Source organism: Actinomycetospora sp. TBRC 11914 (genome assembly GCF_012933465.1).
In the GTDB taxonomy this organism is placed as follows: Bacteria; Actinomycetota; Actinomycetes; order Mycobacteriales; family Pseudonocardiaceae; genus Actinomycetospora.
This window is the reverse complement of the sequence record NZ_JABBND010000029.1, coordinates 18,590-39,352: the sequence shown is the minus strand read 5'-3', so window position 1 is coordinate 39,352 and position 20,763 is coordinate 18,590. Positions and strand designations below refer to the sequence as shown.

Below are 20,763 nucleotides of genomic sequence, written 5' to 3'. Positions count from 1 at the left end.
GGCTCACCGCTGCACGTCCGTGCGCTGCAGGAGCAGCGTCGAGCGCGCGGTCATGGTGACGGTGTCGCCCCCGCCGAGGGTCTCGAGGTCGTCCGGGAGCTCGTCGACCGTCGTGATCGAGGAGGTCCGGGCCGTCCCGACGACGACGGTGCCGTCGACGGTGTCGAGCACGGTGGCCCACCGGTCGGGCAGCCCGGCGCCGGGCAGGGTCACCTCGACGTCCTCGTAGTGCGCGTTGAAGATCAACAGGAACGAGTCGTCGACCACCCGCTGGCCGCGCTCGTCGGCCTCGGCGATGCCCTCGCCGTTGAGGAACACGGTGAGCACGGCGGCGCCGGCCTCCCAGTCCTCGTCGTCCATCTCCTCGCCGGAGGCGGTGAACCAGGCGATGTCGCGCTGGTAGTCGACGTCGGCCTGATCCTGGGTGGGGGCGGCCGGCCGGATCGTGCGGCCGTTGAAGAAGCGCCGGCGGCGGAACACCGGGTGGGCCGCCCGCAGGGCCGACACCTCGGCGGTGTAGCCCATCAGCTCGACGTCGGCCTTCGACGGCGACCACTCCAGCCAGGAGATCTCCGAGTCCTGGCAGTACCCGTTGTTGTTGCCGTACTGGGTGCGTCCCATCTCGTCGCCGTGCAGCAGCATCGGCACGCCCTGGGACAGGAAGAGCGTGGCGAGGAAGTTGCGACGCTGCCGCTGCCGCAGCGTGTTCACGGCGTCGTCGTCGGTGGGTCCCTCGACGCCGCAGTTCCAGGAGTTGTTGTCGTCGGCGCCGTCGTTGCCGCCCTCGCCGTTGGCCTCGTTGTGCTTCTCGTTGTAGGAGACGAGGTCGGCCAGGGTGAAGCCGTCGTGCGCGGTGACGAAGTTGACCGAGGCGTAGGGACGCCGGCCGTCGTCCTGGTAGAGGTCGCTGGACCCCGTCAGGCGCGAGCCGAACTCGCCGAGGGTGCCGGCCGTGCCCCGCCAGAAGTCGCGCACCGTGTCGCGGTACTTGCCGTTCCACTCGGTCCAGCCCGGGGGGAAGTTGCCGACCTGGTAGCCGCCCGGCCCGACGTCCCACGGCTCGGCGATCAGCTTGACCTGCGAGATCACCGGGTCCTGCTGGACGAGATCGAAGAAGGTGGACAGCCGGTCGACGTCGTAGAACTCCCGCGCCAGCGTGGCGGCCAGGTCGAACCGGAAGCCGTCGACGTGCATCTCGGTCACCCAGTACCGCAGCGAGTCCATGATCAGCTGCAACGTGTGGGGCTGGCGGACGTTCAGCGAGTTCCCGGTGCCGGTGTAGTCCATGTAGTACTGCGGCTGGTCCTCCACCAGGCGGTAGTAGGCCTGGTTGTCGATCCCGCGCATGGACAGCGTGGGGCCCTGGTGGTTGCCCTCCGCGGTGTGGTTGTAGACGACGTCGAGGATCACCTCGATGCCCGCGGCGTGGAGGTCGCGCACCATCGCCTTGAACTCCTGCACCTGCGCGCCCGGCTGCGGCGACCCCGAGAAGCCCGCCGCCGCGTAGCCGAAGTGCGGGGCGAAGAACGCGATCGTGTTGTAGCCCCAGTAGTTCCGCAGCCCCCGCTGGACCAGCGCGTCGTCGTGGACGAACTGGTGCACCGGCATCAGCTCGATCGCGGTGATCCCGAGCCGCTGCAGGTGCGAGATCGTCGCCGGGTGCGCGACCGCCGAGTAGGTCCCGCGCATCTCCTCGGGGATGTCCGGGTGGAGGTACGTCAGGCCCTTGACGTGGGCCTCGTAGACCACGGTCTCGTGGTAGGGGGTGCGGGGCGGGCGGTCGTCGTGCCAGTCGAAGTACGGGTTCACGACGACGGCCTTGGGCACGTGCAGCGCCGAGTCGTCGTGGTTGACCTCGTCGGCGTCGGCGAAGTGGTAGCCGAACAGCGACTCGTCCCACGCGTACGTGGTCCCGAGGGTGCCGTCGACGGCCTTGGCGTAGGGGTCGATGAGCAGCTTGTGCGGGTTGCACCGCAGGCCGTGCTCGGGCTCCAGCGGACCGTCGACCCGGTAGCCGTAGCGCTGCCCGGGCACCACGCCGGGGAGGTAGCCGTGCCAGACGAAGCCGTCGCGCTCGGGGAGCGTGACGCGGTGCTCGGTGCCGTCGGGATCGAAGAGGCAGAGGGTGACGGCGGACGCCACCTCGCTGAACAGCGCGAAGTTCGTCCCCGCGCCGTCGTAGGTGGCGCCGAGGGGGTACGACGTGCCCGGCCAGGGCTGCATTGCATCTCCTGTCATGTCCTCGAGCGCGGGTCCGCCTCGACCCGGGCAACGCTACCGGCCGACACCGACGGCCCGCGGTCGTTAGGCTGCGCGCCGTGGCGACGGTCTTCACCAAGATCATCAATGGCGAGATCCCCGGACGCTTCGTGTGGTCCGACGACCAGGTGGTGGGTTTCCTCTCGATCAATCCGCTCGGCCCCGGCCACACCCTCGTGGTGCCGCGCGAGGAGATTGACCAGTGGATCGACGCGCCAACCGGGCTGTTCGAGCACGCGATGTCCGTTGCGCGCACGATCGCCGGCGTCGTCCGCGACGTGTGGTCCCCACCGCGCGTCGCGCTCATGATCGCGGGCTTCGAGGTGCCGCACCTGCACATCCACGTCCACCCGGCCTGGGGGCTCGAGGCCTTCGACTTCTCGCAGGCGGCCACCGACCCCGACCCGGGGGAGATGGACGACGCCGCGCGCCGGCTGCGCGAGGGCCTCACGGCCGCGGGCCACGGCGACTCCGTCCCGGCGAGCTGAGCGCCGGGCGACGATGCAGCTCCTCCTCGTCCGCCACGGCGAGCCGCTGGCGGTCAGCGGCCAGGAGGGCGGTGCGGACCCGGCGCTCTCTCCCCAGGGCCACGAGCAGGCCGCCGCGCTCGGTGCGTGGGCGGCCGGCGCCACGGGCGAGAAGATCGTCGAGGTCGTGGTGTCCGGCATGCGCCGCGCGCGGGAGACCGCCGCGCCCGCGGCGCAGGCCCTCGGGCTGGACCTCGTCGTGGATCCCGACCTGGCCGAGTTCGACGTCGGGCGCTCCTCCTACCAGCCCGTCCACGAGCGGCTGGGCTCGGACGACCCGGACTGGCGGCGGATCACCGAGGGGCACTACCCGTCGTTCGTCGACGCCGAGGCGTTCACCGCCCGCGTGCGCGGGGCGTTCGGGCGCATCGTGGAGCGACACCGCGACGCCGGGCGCGAGTCGGTGCTCGTCGTCTGCCACGCCGGGGTGATCAACACGTTCCTCACCGGCGAGCTCGGGCTCGACCGGCCGCTGTACTTCCCGCTCGACCACGTCGGGCTCTCGAGGGTGCTCGTCTCGCGCGGCGGGCGGGTTCGGGTCCGGTCGGTGAACGAGACCGGCCACGCCACGGAGCTCCTGTGACCCGCGCCGGGCGGGACCAGCACCTGCCGCCGTCCGACCGGATGGTGGCGTTCACCGACGCCGCCGTCGCGATCGCCCTGACGCTGCTGGTGCTGCCGCTGGTCGACATCGTCCCGGAGGTGGCGCGCACCCACGAGCCGCCCGTCACCGCGGTCACCGAGCACCTCGGGCAGATCGGGAGCTTCCTGCTGAGCTTCGTGGTGATCGCCCGCTTCTGGGCGTCGCACCACCGGCTCTTCGGCTACGGGCACCGGCTGACGCGGACGCTCGTCCAGCTCAACCTCGTCTGGGTGCTCACGATCGCCGTCCTGCCGTTCCCGACCGAGATGATGGCGCTGCTCCCGGTCCGCGGGTTCGTGGTGGACCTCTACCTCGCCGTCCTGGTCGTCTGCAGCGGCTCCCTCACCGCGATGGCCGTGCTGATGCGTCGCAACGCCCTGGCGGACGGGGACGACGAGGGCGTCCCGGAGAGCTTCGTGGTCGGCAGCCTCGCCTCCACCACGACGATGGTCGTCGCCCTCGTCGTCGTCCTCGCCGTCCCGGCGCTGGGCCCGTGGGCGCTGGTCATCCTCGTCGCCGACCCGGTGTTCACGCCCGTGATCCGGCGCCTGCGGGGCGACGGGCCGGCGTCCCGGACGACCTGACGATGTCCGAGCCGCCCTCCACCGAGCAGCGCAGCCTCGCCCACTGGGCCGAGGCCGGGCGGGCGGGCATGGAGGCCTTCTACGCCCTGGCCCTCGAGGACTACCGCCGGATGGTCGCCGCGCGCGACTGGGCGGCGGACCTGCGCGCCCACGCCGTCGACGGCCGCGTCCGGGTGCTGGACGTGGCGTGCGGCAGCGGGAAGTTCCCGGCCGAGCTCATCCGCCGGGGGCTCGCCGACGCGGTGGCCGGCACCTCGGTGGAGATCGCCCTGCTCGACCCCTCGCCGTTCTCGCTCGCCGAGGCCCGCTCGGTGCTGGCGGCACCGTTCACGGTGGGCGCCCGGCACCGCAGCCGCATCCAGGACCTGCCCGCCGACGTCGGCGGGTTCGACGTCGCCTGGGCGACCCACGCCCTCTACGCGGTGCCGCCGGACGAGATCGGCGCCGGGATCGCGCGGATGGTCGCCGCGCTGCGCCCGGGCGGCTTCGGCGCGGTCGTCCACGCGACCGCCGCGTCGCACTACCTGCGCTTCGCCGCGGCCTTCCGCGACACCTTCGCCCCGGCCTCGGTGCCGTTCACGACGGCGGCCCAGGTGGAGCAGGCCCTCACGGCGGCCGGGGTCGGGCCCGAGGTCACGACGCTGCACTACGACGTCGCGCACACCGACCGCGCGGTCGTCGAGGGGTTCCTGCAGCGCTGCGTCTTCGACGACTCGGTGCCGCTCGAGCGGATGGAGGCCGAGGGCAGCGTCGGGACCTACCTCGCCCAGCACGTCCGGGGCGAGGAGCACCGGTTCCACCAGGTCGTCGACGTGATCACCTGGGAGAACCCGGCCGCGTCGTGACGACATCGACGACGTTGACGACGACGGAACGTCGGCGCAAAGGCAGCGTCACACCCGCGCCGTTCACTCGTCCGTGACCCACACCGAGGTGGAGCGCCCCTAGGGTTCCGCCGGTTCCGCTCCGCCGAACCGGGCCGTGACCGAGAGGGGCAGGCGCGGCCACCGCCGCGTTCCACGGCGGGACAAAAGCCCGGGAGACGACCAGTCGGATCGTCCCCGGGAGCACCCCATGCAGTTCCGTCCCGACCACCCCGCGCCCCACGGCGGCCCGCCCCGGAAGTCCCCGCGCCACGGCCCGGAGGCCGCCCGCGCCGTCGAGATCGAGCGCACGCTCCCGACGACGGCCCGCGACGCCGAGATCGCCCGCGGCCTCGAGCTGGGGCTGGAAGCGGCCGACTCGGTCGTCGACCGCACCATCCCGACGTTCTCCCGCGGCGAGCTGCCGCACTTCGCCGGCATCCCGACGTTCATGAAGTCGCCGTTCGTCGAGGACGTCCGGCAGTGCGGGGAGTACGACGTCGCGATCCTCGGCGCCCCGTTCGACGGCGGCACCACCTACCGGCCCGGCACCCGCTTCGGCCCGAAGGGCATCCGCGACATCTCCCTGCTCTACGGCACCTACTCGTTCGAGCTCGGCGTCGACCTGCGCGAGTCGATCACGATGTGCGACCTCGGGGACGTGTTCACCATCCCGGCGAACATCGAGAAGACGTTCGACCAGATCACCAAGGCCGTCAGCCACGTCTACGCGTCCGGCGCCTTCCCGGTCGTCCTCGGGGGCGACCACTCCATCGGCTACCCGACGAGCCGCGGGATCGCGGAGAACCTCGACGGCAACCTCGGCATCATCCACTTCGACCGCCACGTCGACACCCAGGAGACCGACCTCGACGAGCGGATGCACACGACGCCGTGGTTCCACGCCACCGACCTGCCGAACGTGCCGCCGGAGAACCTCGTCCAGATCGGCATCGGCGGCTGGCAGGCGCCGCGGCCCGGCGTCGCCGTGGGGCGCGACCGCGGCACGACGATCATGACGGTCACCGACTGCGTCGAGATGGGGATCGAGGCCGCCGCCGAGCGGGCGCTCGAGGTCGCCTGGGACGGCGCCGACGCCGTCTGGCTGTCCTTCGACATCGACTGCCTCGACGCCGCCTTCGTCCCCGGCACCGGGTGGCCCGAGCCCGGCGGCTTCCTGCCCCGCGAGGTCCTCAAGTTCATCCAGCTGCTCTGCGACGCCAGACCCCTCGCCGGCATCGAGGTCGTCGAGTGCTCCCCGCCCTACGACAACGCCGAGATCACCTCGCTCATGGCGACCCGGGTGATCGTCGACGCACTCGGCTGCCTGGTCCGCTCCGGGCACCTCCCGAAGGGAGCGCGGGCATGACCGCACTCGAGGAACGCGACGCCGGAGACCTCACGGGCCTGGGCTACGCCCAGCAGCTCCACCGCGGGCTGGGCCCCTTCGCCTCGTTCGCGTCCGGGTTCTCGTTCGTCTCGATCCTGACGACCGTCTTCCAGCTCTTCATCATCGGCTACGGCTTCGGCGGCCCCGCCTACATCTGGACCTGGCCGATCGTGTTCGTCGGCCAGTTCTGCGTCTGCCTGGTCTTCGCCGAGCTGGCCGCGACCTATCCGATCGCCGGCGCGATCTACCAGTGGTCACGGCGGGTCTCCAACGACCCGGTGGGCTGGATGGCGGGCTGGCTCATGCAGATCGGCTACATCGTGTCGGTGGCGGCCATCGCGATCGCGCTCCAGGCCGTGCTGCCCGAGGTGTGGAGCGGGTTCCAGCTCGTCGGTGGCGACCCGGACCCGACGTCGCCGACGGGCGCGCTCAACGCCATCGTCCTGGGCTCGATCTGCATCGCGCTCTGCATCGTCATCGCCTCGTTCGGGGTGACCCGCATGGCGGTGGTGACCCGCACCGGGGTGACCATCGAGATCGTCGGGGTGCTGGTCGTCGTCGTGCTGCTGTTCGTCCACGCCCAGCGCGGCCCGGAGGTGGTGTTCGAGACGAACGGCGTGCAGGGCGACGGCTCCTACGTCTGGCCGTTCCTCGCCTCGATGCTCATGGCCGCCTACGTGATGTACGGGTTCGACTCGGCGGCCGAGCTGTCCGAGGAGACCGGCGACCCGCGGCGGACGGCCCCGCAGGCGATCGTGCGCTGCATGCTCATCTCCGGGGTCGGGGGTCTGCTGCTCATCCTCGCCGCGCTCGTCGCGGCGCCGGACCTGGCCGCGCCGGAGCTGTCGAGCACCGGCATCGCGTGGGTGGTGACCTCGCAGCTCGGGGACGTCCTCGGCCGGATCGTGCTCGGGATCGTCGCGGTGTCGATCTTCTCCGCGGCACTGGCGATCGCGGCCTCCGCGACCCGCGTGATGTTCTCCATGGCCCGCGACGGTCGGCTGCCGTTCGCCCGGACCCTGGCCCACGTCTCGCCCCGGACGAGGACGCCGATCTGGTCCGGGGTCGCCGTCGGGGTGCTCTCCATCGCGGTGCTGCTGATCAACCTGGGACAGACCTCGGTGTTCACCTCGGTCACGTCGATCTCGGTGGTGATCGTCTACCTGGCCTACCTGTTCGTCACCGTGCCCCGCCTCTGGCACCGGCTGCGGCGCTCGCCGGACCACCGGCCCGACCCGGCGCACTTCTCGCTGGGCCGCTGGGGGCTGCCGGTCAACGTGGTCGCGGTGGTGTTCGGCGTCTTCCTGCTGGTGAACATCGGCTGGCCCCGCCAGGCCGTGTACGACCCCGACGGGAGCAGCTGGGTGCTGCAGTGGTCGGCGCCGCTCGCCGTCGTGGTGGTCGTCGTGCTCGGCCTCGCCGCCTACGCGCTCGTGCGACGCCAGAACGCCGCGTCGCCCCGGGCCGCGTCCGAGGAGGTCGCCCGCCCGACCTGAGCCCTCACCCCACGATCACCTGCCCGTCGACCACCCGCACCGGCCGCGGTGTCAGGCCCCGGGTGGCGGGCCCCTGCGCGACGCCGCCGTCGGCGACGCGGAAGCGGCTGCCGTGGCACGGGCAGGTGATCGTGCCGTCCGCGACGGTGTCCACCGAGCAGCCCTGGTGGGGGCACGTCGTGCCGAAGGCGGCGAACGTCCCGGCGACGGGCTGGGTGACGACGACGCCGCGGTCGGCGAGCACGACGCCCCCGCCGACGGGCACGGTGGCGCCCGCGATGCCGGCCGGACCGGCGGCCGGCGGCGCGGCGGGCGGCGGCGCCCCCGAGCCGTACTCGGCGCAGGCCGCCGCGCCGCACGCGGCGAGCCCGGCACAGGCCGCGAGCAGGACGGTGCGCCGGCCGGGGTGGGGCACGTCCGGCGTCACAGGTGCAGCCCCCGGGTCGTGAACAGCCAGAGCGCGGCGGTCAGCCACAGCGCCACCAGGGCGGTGAAGACGAGGCCGCCGATCACCGGCAGCGCCACGGCGGGCAGGTCGCGGCGGGGCAGCGCCAGCATCTTGGTGGCGAACGCGCCGTAGAACAGGCAGCCGGCCACGGAGTGCACCAGCACCCGCGGGCTGTCGTAGGCGAACCCGAAGGCGTAGAGGCAGTGCACGACGACCGGGACCGTGACCAGGACCGCGAACCGGCCCGACCAGCGGTGGAGCGTCGAGACCCAGGACGGCGAGCCGGCGCCGATCCGTCCGTACATGTTCAGGGCCGAGACGAGCTGCACGACGGCGAGCAGCACGGCCACCGTCGTGAGCCACGCCTTGACGTACGCGGGCCCGGAGAAGCCGGCGACGTTCACCGCGACCGCGCCGGGCTCGTGCAGGCGTCCGTAGACGCCGAGGACCACGGCGAGCGCGATCCCGCCGAGCACCGGGACGAGGAGGGCCGGAGCCCGTGGCCCGGGCTGCGTGCGGGGGAACGGTCCGACGGGGCCGGTCGGGGCGTCGTCGTCGGCGGGCGGGGTGTCGGCGCGGCTGCTCATGCTGGCTCCTCCGGTGGTCACGGCGCGGCGAGCACGTCGGTGGTGCCGTCCACGGGTCCGACCCCGGCGGGCAGCGGGCCGTCCGGCAGCGGGGGCGCGGGGGCGAGCGCCCCGGTCCCGTCGTGGCTGAGCCCGACCTGCCCGCCGTCGCCCCGGACGATCCAGCCGGAGGTGCGTCCCGACACGCTCTGCCGGTAGATCCCGGTCCGCGTCCCGGTCGCCGGGGAGGCCGTGAACGGCGCGTCCGGGAGCCCGGCGACGTGGACGGTGCCGGTGAGGCGGTCGCCGTCGAGGTGGCCGGTGAGGTGGTTGCCCCGGCGGCCCGAGGCATCGAGCGCACCCGCCGCGGCGGTGCCCTGCAGCCACGCCTCCACGTGGCGCCCGTCGCAGACGTAGGCCTTGGCGCGGCCGCCGTCCACCGTCACCGCGATCGGGATCGTCGTGCCCTGGGCGGTCACGTCCCCGACGTAGCGGACCTGCGCCGGGAAGTCCGCGGGAGGCGGGACCGCCGCGGTGGCCGCGGCCGCGGCCGGGGGTGGGGCCGCAGCCGACGCGGCGGGCGTCGGCGGGGCGGCCGGCGGCTGCACCGCCATGTCGACACCGATCAGGACGAGGCCGAGCACGACGACGGCGGCGAGGGTGAGGATGGGGGCGCGGAACATGGTCCCTCCCGAGACCTCCGGTGGTCGACCGCCCATTGTTCGGGGCCGCCCCCGCGGGTGGCCCGTGTTCCCGGTACTCGGTTCGGCGGTCGGAACTACTCGTTTTCCCGCGGGACCGGTCCTCGGGAGACGGACAAAGGTCGCATACAGGCGGAAAACGGGCCCGCATTCTCGTCGGATGACGCTTTTTGCGTAGTCGACTACTGTCGACCACCACGCCCGCGATGCGACACGGTGTGCCTCTCACTCGTTCGGACCCGCTGGGAGCGGTCCGGATCCGGCCTCGCGGTCGGGACCGGCGACCTCCCGGCCCACGCACCGGGAGACGGGCATGGCGCGGCAGTGGCCCTTCGTCGGACGCGAGCGCGAGCTCGCGGCCGTGCGGAAGGCCCTCGGCGACGGGCAGCTCACCGGCGTCGTCCTCGTGGGCCCGCCGGGGGTGGGGAAGACCCGCCTGGCCCGCGCCGTGGCCGAGCACGCCGAGTCCGGCGGCGCCGCGGTGCGCTGGGTGATGGCCACCCGCTCGGCGTCGGGCATCCCGCTCGGCGCGATGGGCCAGCTGCTCGCGGCGTGGGACGGCCCGGGCTCGCACGCCGTCCACCTCCTGCCCAACATCGCGCGGCACCTCGTCGACGGCGCGGCCGGGCGGCGGCTCGTCCTCGCGGTCGACGACGCCCACCTGCTCGACGCGACCTCGGCGGCGCTCATCCACCACCTGGCGGTCACCGGGGCCGCGAGCGTCGTGATCACGGCCCGCACCGGGGTGACCGTGCCCGACCCGATCTTCGCGCTCTGGAAGGAAGGGCTCGCCGAGCGGATCGACATCCACGGGCTGGCGCGGGCGCAGTCCGACGAGCTGGTGCGCCAGGTCCTCGACGGGCAGGTGGACGGGGCCACGCTGCACCACCTGTGGGAGCTCAGCCTGGGCAACATGCTGTTCCTCCGCGAGCTCGTCGAGGGCGGTCTCGCCAGCGGTGCGCTGGGGCGCGACGCCGACGTCTGGCGGTGGAAGGGCCCCCTCGTGCCGTCCCCGCGGCTGACCGAGCTCATCGACGCCCGCATGGGCTCGCTCGAGGCCGACGAGCAGGCCGTGCTCGAGCTGCTGGCCTTCGGCGAGCCCCTCGGCGCGGACACCCCGGAGCGGGTCGTGGGACCCGACGCCCTGTCGGCGGTGGAGCGGAAGGGGCTCGTCGTCTCCGAGCGCCAGGACCGCCGGGTGGAGCTGCGGCTGGCCCATCCCCTCTACGGCGAGGTGCTGCGCCAGCGGACGTCGCCGCGGCGCGAGAAGACGGTGTACCGCCAGCTCGCCGAGAGCCTCGAGGCGGCCGGCGTCCGCCGCTCCGGCGACCGGCTGCGCGCGGTGACGTGGCGGCTCGCCGCCGGCCTGCCGACGGACGCCGAGATGTTGCGGGTGGCGGCCGAGAGCACGATGAAGGTCGACTACGGCGCGGCGGAGCGGCTGGCCCGCGCCGCCGTCGAGCAGGGCGGCGGCTACGCGGCCTCGGTCGTGCTCGGGCAGGTCCTCATCGGGCTCGGGCGTTCCGCGGAGGCGGAGGACCTGTTCGCGGGCCTGTGGTTCCGCGACGAGGACCCGCAGCGCCGGACCGAGCTCGCGGTCACGCGGGTCACCAACCTCTATTGGGGCCTCGGCCTCCCGGCGCGGGCCGCCACCGTGCTGCGCGACCTGAGCCCCGAGCCCCCCGACGACCAGGCCGCCCCGGAGCTCGCGGCGCTCGACGCCGCGCTGTTCCCCCCGTACGACGGCGCCAAGCAGACGCTCCAGCTGGCCGCGGACCTGCGGGGCGTGGACGGCGCGGTCGACGCCACCCGGCTGCAGGCGCTCGCCGTGGCGTCGGCGGCGCTGCGGCGCACGGGCCGCCACGACGTCACCGTGCGCGTGGCCGTGCAGGCCCGGGAGGCCGTCGCGGCGACCCCGCCGCCGCTCGGGCTCACGACGGAGTGGGCGCACCTGCAGCTGGACACCGGCTGCTGCGAGTCGCACGTGTTCACCGGCCGGCTCGACGAGGCCGAGCGGTTGGCCCGGGAGGGCTACCAGCGCGCCGTGGCGGACGGCCACGCGACGGCCAAGGCGCTCCACGCGGGGTGGCTGGGGGTCACCGCGGGGCTGCGCGGCACCATGCGCACCTCGCTGCGCTGGCTGCGCGACGCCACGACGGGGGTCCGTCCGGACGGGCTCCCGCTGCTCGTCGTGCTGTGGTCGGAGATCATCCAGTCCGCCGTCGTGACGGGCGACCTCGACGGCGTCCCCCACGCGTCCCGCCAGCTGCAGCGCGTGCTCGGCGAGGGCGGCAACGCCTACGCCCCGTGGGCCGGGCTGGCGCCGGTGTGGACCGCGGTGGCGGGCGGCCGCCTGCGGGAGGCCGAGCGGGCGTGCCTGGCCGCGGCGGACCACGCGGAGCGCGACGGGCTGCTCCAGGCCCACCTCGTCGCCCTGCACACCGCGGTGCGGCTGGGGACGACGCTGCCGGTCGCCGACCGGCTCGAGTCGGCGGCGACCGGCGCGGACGGTCCGCTCGCCGCCGCCTTCGTCGACCACGCCCGGGCCCACGCCGCCGCCGACGCGGCCGCGCTGGACCGCGCGGCCGACGGCTTCGCGGCCCTCGGCGCCCGGCTCTTCGCGGCCGAGGCCGCGGCCCAGGCGAGCGCGCTCCACCGCGCGCGCGGCGTCCGCGGCGGCGGGAACGCCAGCGCGCTCCGGGCACGGGCCTGGGCGCAGGAGTGCGAGGGTGCCCGCACCCCCGCCCTCGGGGACCTCGACTCCTCCTCGGAGCTGACGCGGCGGGAGCACGAGATCGCCTCGCTGGCCGCGTCCGGGATGACGAGCCGCGCGATCGCCGAGCACCTCGTGGTCTCGGTGCGCACCGTCGACAACGTGCTGCACGTCGTCTACAGCAAGTTGGGCATCAGCGGGCGCCGCGACCTCGGCTCCGTCGTCATCGGCGGGTCGACGTACCTCTCCGAGTAGTGCGCGTCACCGGGGACCGCCAAGCCGAGTAGTCCGCTACTCAGGACTCCCGGGGGCGCTCGGCCAAGACTTCTCCTCGGACACATCGGCACGGCGTCGTCGCCTTCGCGCACGGCCCGGGCGGACCAGCGGACCACCGGGGCGTGCCCCCGACCTATCCAGAACGACGGAGCGGACATGACCGAGCAGGACAACCTCAACATCGACGGCCGGATCACCGACCAGCACAACGGCGGCGGCGGTGGCGGCGGCGACATCAACCAGGGCGGCGACGTCTTCGCCGGCGGAGGCCGGGACGTGAACGTCGACGGCCGGATCACCGACCAGCACAACGGCGGCGCCGGTGGTGGCGGCGACATCAACCAGGCGGGCGATGTGTTCGCCGGTGGCGGCGGCGGCCCGGTGAATGTCGATGGCCGCATCGTGGACCAGCACAACGGTGGTCTCGGCGGGGGTGGCGGGGACATCAACCAGGCCGGGGACGTGTTCGCCGGTGGCGGTGGCGGGCCCGTGAACGTGGATGGCCGGATCGTGGACCAGCACAACGGTGGTCTCGGCGGGGGTGGCGGGGACATCAACCAGGCGGGCGATGTGTTCGCCGGCGGCGGTGGCGGGCCCGTGAACGTAGATGGCCGCATCACCGACCAGCACAACGGCGGCCTCGGTGGCGGTGGTGACATCAACCAGGCCGGGGACGTGTTCGCCGGCGATGGTGGGCGCGGCGTGAACGTCGATGGCCGGATCACCGACCAGCACAACGGCGGCCTCGGTGGCGGTGGCGACATCAACCAGGCCGGCGATGTGTTCGCCGGCGATGGTGGGCGCGGCGTGAACGTCGACGGCCGCATCGTCGACCAGCACAACGGCGGCCTCGGCGGGGGCGGCGGGGACATCAACCAGGCCGGGGACGTGTTCGCCGGTGGCGGTGGCGGGCCGGTCAACGTGGACGGGCGGATCACCGATCAGCACAACGGCGGCCTCGGCGGGGGCGGGGACGTCAATCAGGCCGGGGACGTGTTCGCCGGTGAGGGCGGGCGCGGCGTGAACGTCGACGGCCGCATCGTCGATCAGCACAACGGCGGCCTCGGCGGCGGCGGGGGCGACATCAACCAGGCCGGGGACGTGTTCGCCGGCGGCGGTGGCGGCCCCGTCAACGTCGACGGCCGGATCACCGACCAGCACAACGGCGGCCTCGGTGGCGGCGGTGGCGACATCAACCAGGCCGGCGACGTCTTCGCGGGCGGTGGCCGTGGCGTGAACGTCGACGGCCGGATCACCGATCAGCACAACGGCGGCGTCGGCGGGGGCGGGGACATCAACCAGGGCGGCGACGTGTTCGCCGGCGAGGGCGGCGGCCCGGTCAACGTCGACGGCCGCATCGTCGATCAGCACAACGGCGGCCTCGGCGGGGGCGGCGACATCAACCAGGGCGGCGACGTCTTCGCCGACGGCGGGCGCGGCCGGGTGAACGTCGACAACCGGATCACCGACCAGCACAACGCCGGCATCGGCCGGGGCGGCGACATCAACCAGGGCGGCGACGTCTTCGCGGCCGCGGCGCACCGCGGCGGCCTCAACGTCGACGGGCGCATCGTCGACCAGCACAACGGCGGCGGGCTCAACGACCTCGGTGACATCAACCAGGTCGGCGATGTCTTCGCCGGCGGTGGTCACGGTGGCGTGAACGTCGACGGACGGATCACCGACCAGCACAACGGCGGCGCCGGTGGCGGCGGCGGTGACATCAACCAGGGCGGGGACGTCTTCGCCGGCGGTGGCCGCGGCGGCGTCAACGTCGACGGGCGCATCACCGACCAGCACAACGGCGGCCTCGGGGGCGGCGGTGACATCAACCAGGGCGGCGACGTCTTCGCCGGTGGCGGTGGCGGCCCGGTCAACGTCGACGGCCGGATCACCGACCAGCACAACGGCGGCGCCGGTGGCGGCGGCGGTGACATCAACCAGGGCGGCGACGTCTTCGCCGGCGGCGGTGGCGGCCCGGTCAACGTCGACGGCCGGATCGTCGACCAGCACAACGGCGGCCTCGGTGGCGGCGGTGGCGACATCAACCAGGGTGGCGACGTGTTCGCCGGTGGCGGTGGCGGGCCGGTCAACGTCGACGGCCGGATCACCGACCAGCACAACGGCGGCCTCGGTGGCGGCGGCGGTGACATCAACCAGGGCGGCGACGTGTTCGCCGGCGGTGGCCGCGGCGGCGTGAACGTCGACGGGCGCATCACCGACCAGCACAACGGCGGCCAGGGCGGCGGGGGAGACGTCAACCAGGGCGGCGACGTCTTCCGTGCGGCTCCGCAGCACCAGGGCGGCGGCCAGGGGCACTTCCAGGGCCCGCGTCCGCAGCACCAGGAGCACCAGGGCGGCGGTCACGACGGCGGCGGCGAGCACCAGCTCAACGTCGACCACCGGATCACCGACCAGCACAACGGTGGGCACGAGCAGCACCAGGCCGAGCAGCACCACGAGGAGCCGGTGTTCCACGAGCACGAGGCGGCCCACGACGGTGGCGGCCACGACGGCGGCGGGCACGACCACGCCGCGGCGGCCGACCACGGCGGCCACCACGGCTGAGTCCCTCCTGCTCGGCAAGCACGACCGATAGAAAGGACACCAGGTGTCGGGCACCGGATACCAGTTCGCCGCCGAGACCCTCGACCTCGCGGTCAAGGGAGCCACCGCCTACGAGCGGGAGGATCTCGTCGAACGACTGACCGGTGCCCGGCACCTGTTGTCGGACACGTCGGTGACGGTGTACGTCGTCGGCGAGTTCAAGCAGGGCAAGAGCTCACTGATCAACGGCCTTATCACCGCGCCGGTGTGCCCGGTGGACGATGACATCGCCACCGCCGTCCCGACCAAGGTCGGCTACTCCCAGCAGGTGCGGGCGGTGGCGAGCTACCAGTCCGCCACCGGCGGCGAGTCGCCGTGGACCGAGGACGTCCCGGTCGGCGAGCTCGCCGCCTACGTCACCGAGAACGGCAATCCCGGCAACCAGCGGCGGCTGCGGTCGATGACCGTCGGTCTCGACCGCCCGCTGCTGGCCTCCGGGCTCACCCTCGTCGACACGCCCGGCGTCGGGGGCCTGGGGTCGGTGCACAACGCCGTGACCATCGGGTCGCTGCCGCAGGCGCACGCGGTCGTGTTCGTCTCGGACGCGTCCCAGGAGCTCACCGCGGCCGAGATCCGGTTCCTGCGGACGGTCAAGGAGCTGTGCCCGACGATCGTCGTCGTCCTCACCAAGATCGACCTCTACCCCGAGTGGAAGCGCATCCGCGACATCGACCTCGGGCACCTCCGCCGGGCCGGCCTCGACGTCGACGTCCTGGCGGTCTCCTCGGAGCTCCGCAACGTCGCCGCCAACGCCGGCGACCAGGAGCTCAACGTCGAGTCCGGCTTCCCGCCGCTGGTCCAGCGACTGCAGGACGTGGTGCGCGACGCCGAGCGGGTCGCGCTCCACTCGGTCGGCAACCACGTGCTCTCGGTCGTCGGCCAGCTCGAGCCGGCGCTGCGGTCGCGGGCCGCGTCCCTCACCAACCCCGCGCGCTCCGCGGCCCTCGTCGCCGAGCTGACGCGGGCCCAACAGCGGGCCGACTCGCTCCGGGAACGCTCCTCGGGCTGGCAGCAGATCCTCTTCGACGGGTTCGCCGACATCACCTCCGACATCGACTACGACCTCCGGCAACGCTCCCGCGAGGTGCTGCACGACGCGGAGAAGGGCATCGACGAGGGCGACCCGGCCAAGGACTGGCCGGCGTTCGAGCAGTGGATGCGCCAGCGCCTGGCCGGCGAGGCCCTCGAGAACTACGGCCAGTTCGCCCGCCGGGCCCGGGAGCTCGCGGAGCGGGTCGCCGAGCAGTTCGACCTCGCCGCGCAACAGGCGGTCGCCCCGGCGGGGATCGCGGCCCCGGTCGAGGTGATCGAGGAGATCGAGATCGACTCGTCGTTCAGCGCCACACCGAAGAAGCTCGCCGGGGGCATGGCGGCGTTCCAGAAGGCCTACGGCGGCTTCATGATGTTCACCCTGCTGACGCACATGGCGGCCATCGCGCTGCCCGGCCCCGTCGGGGTGGGCCTCGGCCTGCTGATGGGGAAGTCCGGGCTGGGCGAGGAGCGCAAGCGCCAGCTCGAGAAGCGCCGGGCGGGAGCGAAGACCGCGGTGCGCCGCTTCGTCGACGAGTTCAACCTGCAGGTCGGCAAGGACTCCCGGGACGCGCTGCGGCGCATCCAGCGGGAGATGCGCGACGGCTACACGCGGCGCGCCGAGGAGCTGCAGCGCTCCACCAAGGAGGCGCTCACCGCGGCTCAGAAGGCCGTCACCAACGACGAGGCCGAGAACGACGAGCTGTCCCGGCTGAAGTCCGACCTGGACTCGTTCGCGATGGTGCGTGAGCGCGCCCGGGAGGTCCTCAGCCACGCGACCGACCGGCCCGCGGTGGCCGCGGCGGGTCGTCGGTGACCCCGGACGCCGGCGTCGTGCCGGCCGTCCGCGGGCTGCTCGCCGCGGCGATGCGGGTGTACGCGGGCGGGCCGGCCGAGCCGACCCTGCGGGCCGCGGCCGGGCGCATGGGCGAGCCGCTGCGGGTCGCCATCGCGGGGCGGGTCAAGGCGGGCAAGTCGACGCTGCTCAACGCGCTCGTGGGCCAGGAGCTGGCGGCGACCGACGCGGGGGAGTGCACCCGCCTGGTGACCTGGTACGTCGACGGCGTGGCCTACCGGGTCGACGTCCACCCGATCGGCGGGCCACCCCGCCAGCTGCCGTTCCGGCAGCGTCACGGGTCCCTCGAGATCGACCTCGGCGACCTCCCGGCGGAGCGGGTCGAGCGCCTCGTCGTCACCTGGCCCTCGCCGACGCTGCGCCGGACGATGCTGATCGACACGCCGGGCATCGGGTCGGTGAACACCGAGGTCTCCGAGCGCAGCGAACGGGTCCTCGCCCCCGACGGCGACGAGGTGACCGCGGCCGACGCCGTCGTCTACCTCATGCGCCACGCCCACGGCGACGACGCCCGCTTCCTCGAGGCGTTCCGCGACGGCGCGGTGGACCGCCGCACCGTCAACACCATCGCGGTGCTCTCGCGCTGCGACGAGATCGGGCACGCCCGCCCCGACGCCCTCGCGACGGCGGCCAAGATCGCCGAACGGTACCGGCTCGACCCGCGGGTGCGGTCGCTGTGTCAGACGGTGGTGCCGGTCGCGGGTCTGCTGGCCTCGTCGGCGGCGTCGCTGCGGGAGGCCGAGTACCGGGCGTTCGCCGCGCTGGCCGCGTCGTCGGACACCGACCGCCTGCTGCTCACCGCGGACCGCTTCGAGACCCTCGAGATGGACGGGACGGTGTCGACCGCCGACCGGGCCGGGCTGCTGCGCCGCTACGGGCTCTTCGGGGTGCGGACCGCCGTCGGTCTGGTCCGCGACGGGCAGGTGAAGGGTGCGACCGACCTCGCCCGGGAGCTGACCACGGCCAGCGGTATGCGGGAGCTGCAGCACCTCCTACACACCCAGTTCGGCGCACGGGCCGAGGTGCTCAAGGCCCGCTCGGCCCTCGCGGCGCTCGAGGCCGTGCTGCGCCGCTACCCGATCCCGGCGGCCCAGGGGCTGGCGCACGAGCTCGAGCGCGTGCAGGCCGGCGCCCACGAGTTCGCCGAGATCGCGCTCATCGACGACCTGCGCAGCCGGCGCGTGCTGCTCCCGGAGTCCGAGCTGCACGACGCCGAACTCCTGCTCGGCGGTGACGGGATGGACCCCGCGATCCGGCTGGGCCTCGACCCCCGGGCCGACCCGGAGGCGATCCGGCGGGCCGCGGCAGAGCAGCACCAGCGCTGGCAGCGGCGCGCGGAGAGCCCGGCGGTCACCCGCGAGCGGGCCCAGGCGGCCCGCGTCCTCGTCCGGACCTGCGAGGGGATCCTCGCCGCCCGCCGTGCTGAGTACTCCGCCGCAGGGCCCGCCCGAGGGGGAGTAGGCCGCTACTCATGACATCGGGGACCCCGCTTCGGAGGGTGGTGCCGTGAGCGAACGGGAGGGGAACGGGCCGGTCGATCGCGCCATCCGCGCGGTCGAGGCGGTACGTGCCGTCGAGGCGGCGACCCAGGGGGGCGGTCAGCCGCCGACGCGTGCCCAGGCCCACGTCCCCCCGCTGCGGTTCGCGGGCGGTGCGGGGGTGGCCGCCTATGCCGCGGGCCTGGCGTACGGCCTGTCCGAGGGGACCGCGGGCGCCGAGGGCGCGACCCCGGAGCTCGCGGCCCAGGAGACACCGCTGGGCACGACCGACGGGGGCGGCGCGGGTCCGGGCGGGGGCGGCGCGGGTCCGGGCGGGGGCGGCCAGGGCCCGGGCGGGGGCGGCCAGGGCCCGGGCGGACCCGGGGGCGGCGACGGCGTTCCGGGCGGGCCCGGGGGGCACGTCACGGTCGACCAGCACGTCGGCGGCGTCGGGATCACCCCGGACCACGTGAGCGGGTCGATCGGGCACGGCCCGGACGGATCGGTGGTCGCGTCGACCGCGAGCACCTGGCACGGCGGCGGGGGCTCGCCGGGGACCGGTCAGCGCGACGGCGGACCGGGCCGCGGCGAGGGCGGCGGGCAGCAGGGTGGGCAGCAGGGCGGGCACGGCGACGGCGGGATCACCGTCCAGCAGTACGAGACGGTGGTGGTCCGCGAGGACGCGAACGGCAACTTCGTCGTCGACAGCCACCTCGTCGTCGTCGTGCAGTACGGCGGCCACGAGTACAGCTACGACGGGCACGACGTGTACACCGTCAGCCCCTCCGAGCACGCCGACCTGGTCGTCCACCAGCACGAGGACGTGATCGTCCACCACAAGCCCGACGGCAGCTACTCGGTCGCGGTCGACGCTCACACCACCGTCGACGTCATCCCGGACACCGACGGGCACTTCGACGCGAACGTCACCCAGGAGGAGTCCACCACCGACGACGGCGGCCACGGGCGGCACGGGCACGACGACGGGCACCTGTCCACCGACCAGTACCAGGGCGTCGACGACCGTGGCGGCGGCCACGGCACGGTCACTCAGATCGAGCACACCGACGGGCACGGGTCGCAGACCCAGGACGCCGACGGCCGGGGCGCGGGCGACGTCACGCAGGACCAGGACGGCGGCGACGGGGTCGACCAGACCCAGAACGCCGACACCCGCGGCGGCGGGCACACCACCCAGAATCAGAACGCGGGCAAGGGCTCGACCCAGACGCAGAACCACGACGGCCGCGGCGGCGCCGGCAGCACCCAGAACCAGCATGCCGGCAAGGGCTCGACCCAGACGCAGAACGAGGACGGCCGCGGTGGCGGCCCGAGCAGCCAGCAGCAGAGCGCCGGCCGGGGTTCACACCAGACCCAGAACGACGACGGGCGCGGCGGCCAGGGCGTCTCGCAGAGCCAGTCGGCGGGACGCGGCTCGCAGCAGGAACAGCACGCCGACGACCGCAACGGCGGCCCGGCGAGCCAGAGCCAGGTCGGGGGCGCCGGGACGCGCCAGACCCACGACCTCGACCAGCGCACCGTGGCCCAGGACCAGGGCGCCGGAGCCGGCGCGCCGGGGCTGCCGGCGGGCGCGGCGGCGGGGGCGGCCGGTGCCGCCGCGACGGGGGCGACGGCGGCCACGGGGCTCGCGACGGCCGGGACCGCCGCGGCCGCCACCACGAACGGCTCCCCTCACCACGAGGCCTCCCCGCTCGACCCGACGCTCGTGGGGCACACCACCGACCTCGCCGCGGGGCTCGGGGGCACGTCGTCGACCGACCCGTCGGGCGGGCCGTCGGCGGGCGGACCGGACGCGGCCCCCGACGCCCTCCACGCACCCCCGCCGCCCGGTCTCGACGACGGGCCGCTCGTCCGGGGCCCGCTGGCCGGCGCCGAGCAGAACCCCGGCGCGGGCGTCCCGGGCGCGGGCCTCCCGGGCGCGGGCCTCCCGGGCGCGGGTGTGCCGGGTGCCGGCGTCGGGACCACGCCGGCGGGCCCGCCGACGACGCCGAACGGAGCGGACGCGCCCTTCGGGGCGGCGGGGAACGCCGGCACGCACACCCCGTTCGACCAGCCGCCGGCCCATCCGACCGTGGGTGGCACCCCCACCACGCCGGTCCACCACGAGCAGGCGGCGACGGACGCCACCGACCACACGGCGGCCCACACCGCGGCCGACCCGGCGCCGGCGGCGCACGACGACACGACCCACGAGCACGGCTCGGGGGAGGGGCACGAGGACCAGGGTCACCACGACGCCTCCGCCGGCCACGACAGCCCGGGCCACGACGCCCCCGACCACGCCCTCGCGCACCACGGGTAGCTGG

General features: G+C 74.2%; 16 protein-coding genes and 1 riboswitch. Of the genes, 11 read left to right on the top strand and 5 right to left on the bottom strand.

The genetic code is table 11. From position 1 onward, the window contains the following. Nucleotides 1-3 precede the first annotated feature (3 nt). Nucleotides 4-2,223 (bottom strand): glycogen debranching protein GlgX, encoded by a 2,220-nt coding sequence (gene glgX / locus HH311_RS28945; RefSeq protein ID WP_169187191.1) that lies wholly within the window; start codon nucleotides 2,221-2,223, stop codon nucleotides 4-6. Nucleotides 2,224-2,318: 95 nt separating this feature from the next. On the opposite strand from glgX, the gene HH311_RS28940 reads away from it, so the two are divergent. From HH311_RS28940 to HH311_RS28915, 6 genes are all read left to right on the top strand, one after another. Continuing rightward, the gene (locus tag HH311_RS28940) at nucleotides 2,319-2,747 is read left to right on the top strand and encodes an HIT family protein (RefSeq protein WP_169187190.1); all 429 of its coding nucleotides are present in this window, start codon (nucleotides 2,319-2,321) and stop codon (nucleotides 2,745-2,747) included. Nucleotides 2,748-2,760: 13 nt separating this feature from the next. Continuing rightward, nucleotides 2,761-3,369, top strand: coding sequence for a histidine phosphatase family protein (locus tag HH311_RS28935; protein ID WP_169187189.1), 609 nt, complete (start codon nucleotides 2,761-2,763; stop codon nucleotides 3,367-3,369). Further along, on the top strand, nucleotides 3,366-4,013 hold the full coding sequence (locus HH311_RS28930) for a TMEM175 family protein (protein ID WP_169187188.1): 648 nt from the start codon (nucleotides 3,366-3,368) through the stop codon (nucleotides 4,011-4,013). Before HH311_RS28935 ends, HH311_RS28930 begins: the two co-directional genes overlap by 4 nt. A gap of 2 nt (nucleotides 4,014-4,015) precedes the next feature. After that, nucleotides 4,016-4,858: a class I SAM-dependent methyltransferase gene (locus HH311_RS28925; protein ID WP_169187187.1), complete on the top strand. Its 843-nt coding sequence runs from the start codon at nucleotides 4,016-4,018 to the stop codon at nucleotides 4,856-4,858. Between the two features lie 88 nt (nucleotides 4,859-4,946). Continuing rightward, nucleotides 4,947-5,057, top strand: a riboswitch (guanidine-I (ykkC/yxkD leader). A gap of 30 nt (nucleotides 5,058-5,087) precedes the next feature. After that, entirely contained in the window at nucleotides 5,088-6,245 is a 1,158-nt protein-coding gene (locus HH311_RS28920) for an agmatinase family protein (protein ID WP_169187186.1), read from the top strand. Beyond that, nucleotides 6,242-7,762, top strand: coding sequence for an amino acid permease (locus HH311_RS28915; protein WP_169187185.1), 1,521 nt, complete (start codon nucleotides 6,242-6,244; stop codon nucleotides 7,760-7,762). Before HH311_RS28920 ends, HH311_RS28915 begins: the two co-directional genes overlap by 4 nt. A gap of 4 nt (nucleotides 7,763-7,766) precedes the next feature. On the opposite strand, the gene HH311_RS28910 is transcribed toward HH311_RS28915, so the two are convergent. The 3 genes from HH311_RS28910 to HH311_RS28900 are packed head-to-tail and all read right to left on the bottom strand — an operon-like array spanning nucleotide 7,767 to nucleotide 9,459. Continuing rightward, complete coding sequence (locus HH311_RS28910) at nucleotides 7,767-8,189, bottom strand: Rieske (2Fe-2S) protein (RefSeq protein WP_169187184.1); 423 nt, start codon at nucleotides 8,187-8,189, stop codon at nucleotides 7,767-7,769. Then, nucleotides 8,186-8,797 (bottom strand): DUF6529 family protein, encoded by a 612-nt coding sequence (locus HH311_RS28905; protein WP_248304342.1) that lies wholly within the window; start codon nucleotides 8,795-8,797, stop codon nucleotides 8,186-8,188. Before HH311_RS28905 ends, HH311_RS28910 begins: the two co-directional genes overlap by 4 nt. 17 nt (nucleotides 8,798-8,814) lie before the next feature. Further along, the gene (locus tag HH311_RS28900; protein ID WP_169187183.1) at nucleotides 8,815-9,459 is read right to left on the bottom strand and encodes a hypothetical protein; all 645 of its coding nucleotides are present in this window, start codon (nucleotides 9,457-9,459) and stop codon (nucleotides 8,815-8,817) included. A 331-nt stretch (nucleotides 9,460-9,790) separates the two neighbouring features. On the opposite strand from HH311_RS28900, the gene HH311_RS32925 reads away from it, so the two are divergent. Then, entirely contained in the window at nucleotides 9,791-12,445 is a 2,655-nt protein-coding gene (locus HH311_RS32925) for a LuxR family transcriptional regulator (RefSeq protein WP_169187182.1), read from the top strand. Nucleotides 12,446-12,481: 36 nt separating this feature from the next. Here HH311_RS32925 and HH311_RS28890 read toward each other — a convergent pair whose 3' ends face one another. Beyond that, nucleotides 12,482-13,306, bottom strand: coding sequence for a hypothetical protein (locus tag HH311_RS28890; protein ID WP_169187181.1), 825 nt, complete (start codon nucleotides 13,304-13,306; stop codon nucleotides 12,482-12,484). Here HH311_RS28890 and HH311_RS28885 point away from each other — a divergent pair. Genes HH311_RS28885 through HH311_RS28870 form a run of 4 tightly spaced genes read left to right on the top strand, consistent with a single transcriptional unit; the run spans nucleotide 13,274 to nucleotide 20,759 of the window. Then, nucleotides 13,274-15,034 (top strand): hypothetical protein, encoded by a 1,761-nt coding sequence (locus HH311_RS28885; protein ID WP_169187180.1) that lies wholly within the window; start codon nucleotides 13,274-13,276, stop codon nucleotides 15,032-15,034. The two genes, HH311_RS28890 and HH311_RS28885, sit on opposite strands and share 33 nt — an antisense overlap. Nucleotides 15,035-15,077: 43 nt before the next feature. Further along, entirely contained in the window at nucleotides 15,078-16,919 is a 1,842-nt protein-coding gene (locus HH311_RS28880) for a dynamin family protein (RefSeq protein ID WP_169187179.1), read from the top strand. Continuing rightward, the gene (locus HH311_RS28875) at nucleotides 16,916-18,433 is read left to right on the top strand and encodes a dynamin family protein (protein WP_312030482.1); all 1,518 of its coding nucleotides are present in this window, start codon (nucleotides 16,916-16,918) and stop codon (nucleotides 18,431-18,433) included. The genes HH311_RS28880 and HH311_RS28875 overlap by 4 nt, the downstream gene beginning before the upstream one ends. A 31-nt stretch (nucleotides 18,434-18,464) precedes the next feature. Further along, complete coding sequence (locus HH311_RS28870) at nucleotides 18,465-20,759, top strand: hypothetical protein (protein ID WP_169187178.1); 2,295 nt, start codon at nucleotides 18,465-18,467, stop codon at nucleotides 20,757-20,759. The last annotated feature ends 4 nt before the right edge of the window (nucleotides 20,760-20,763 follow it).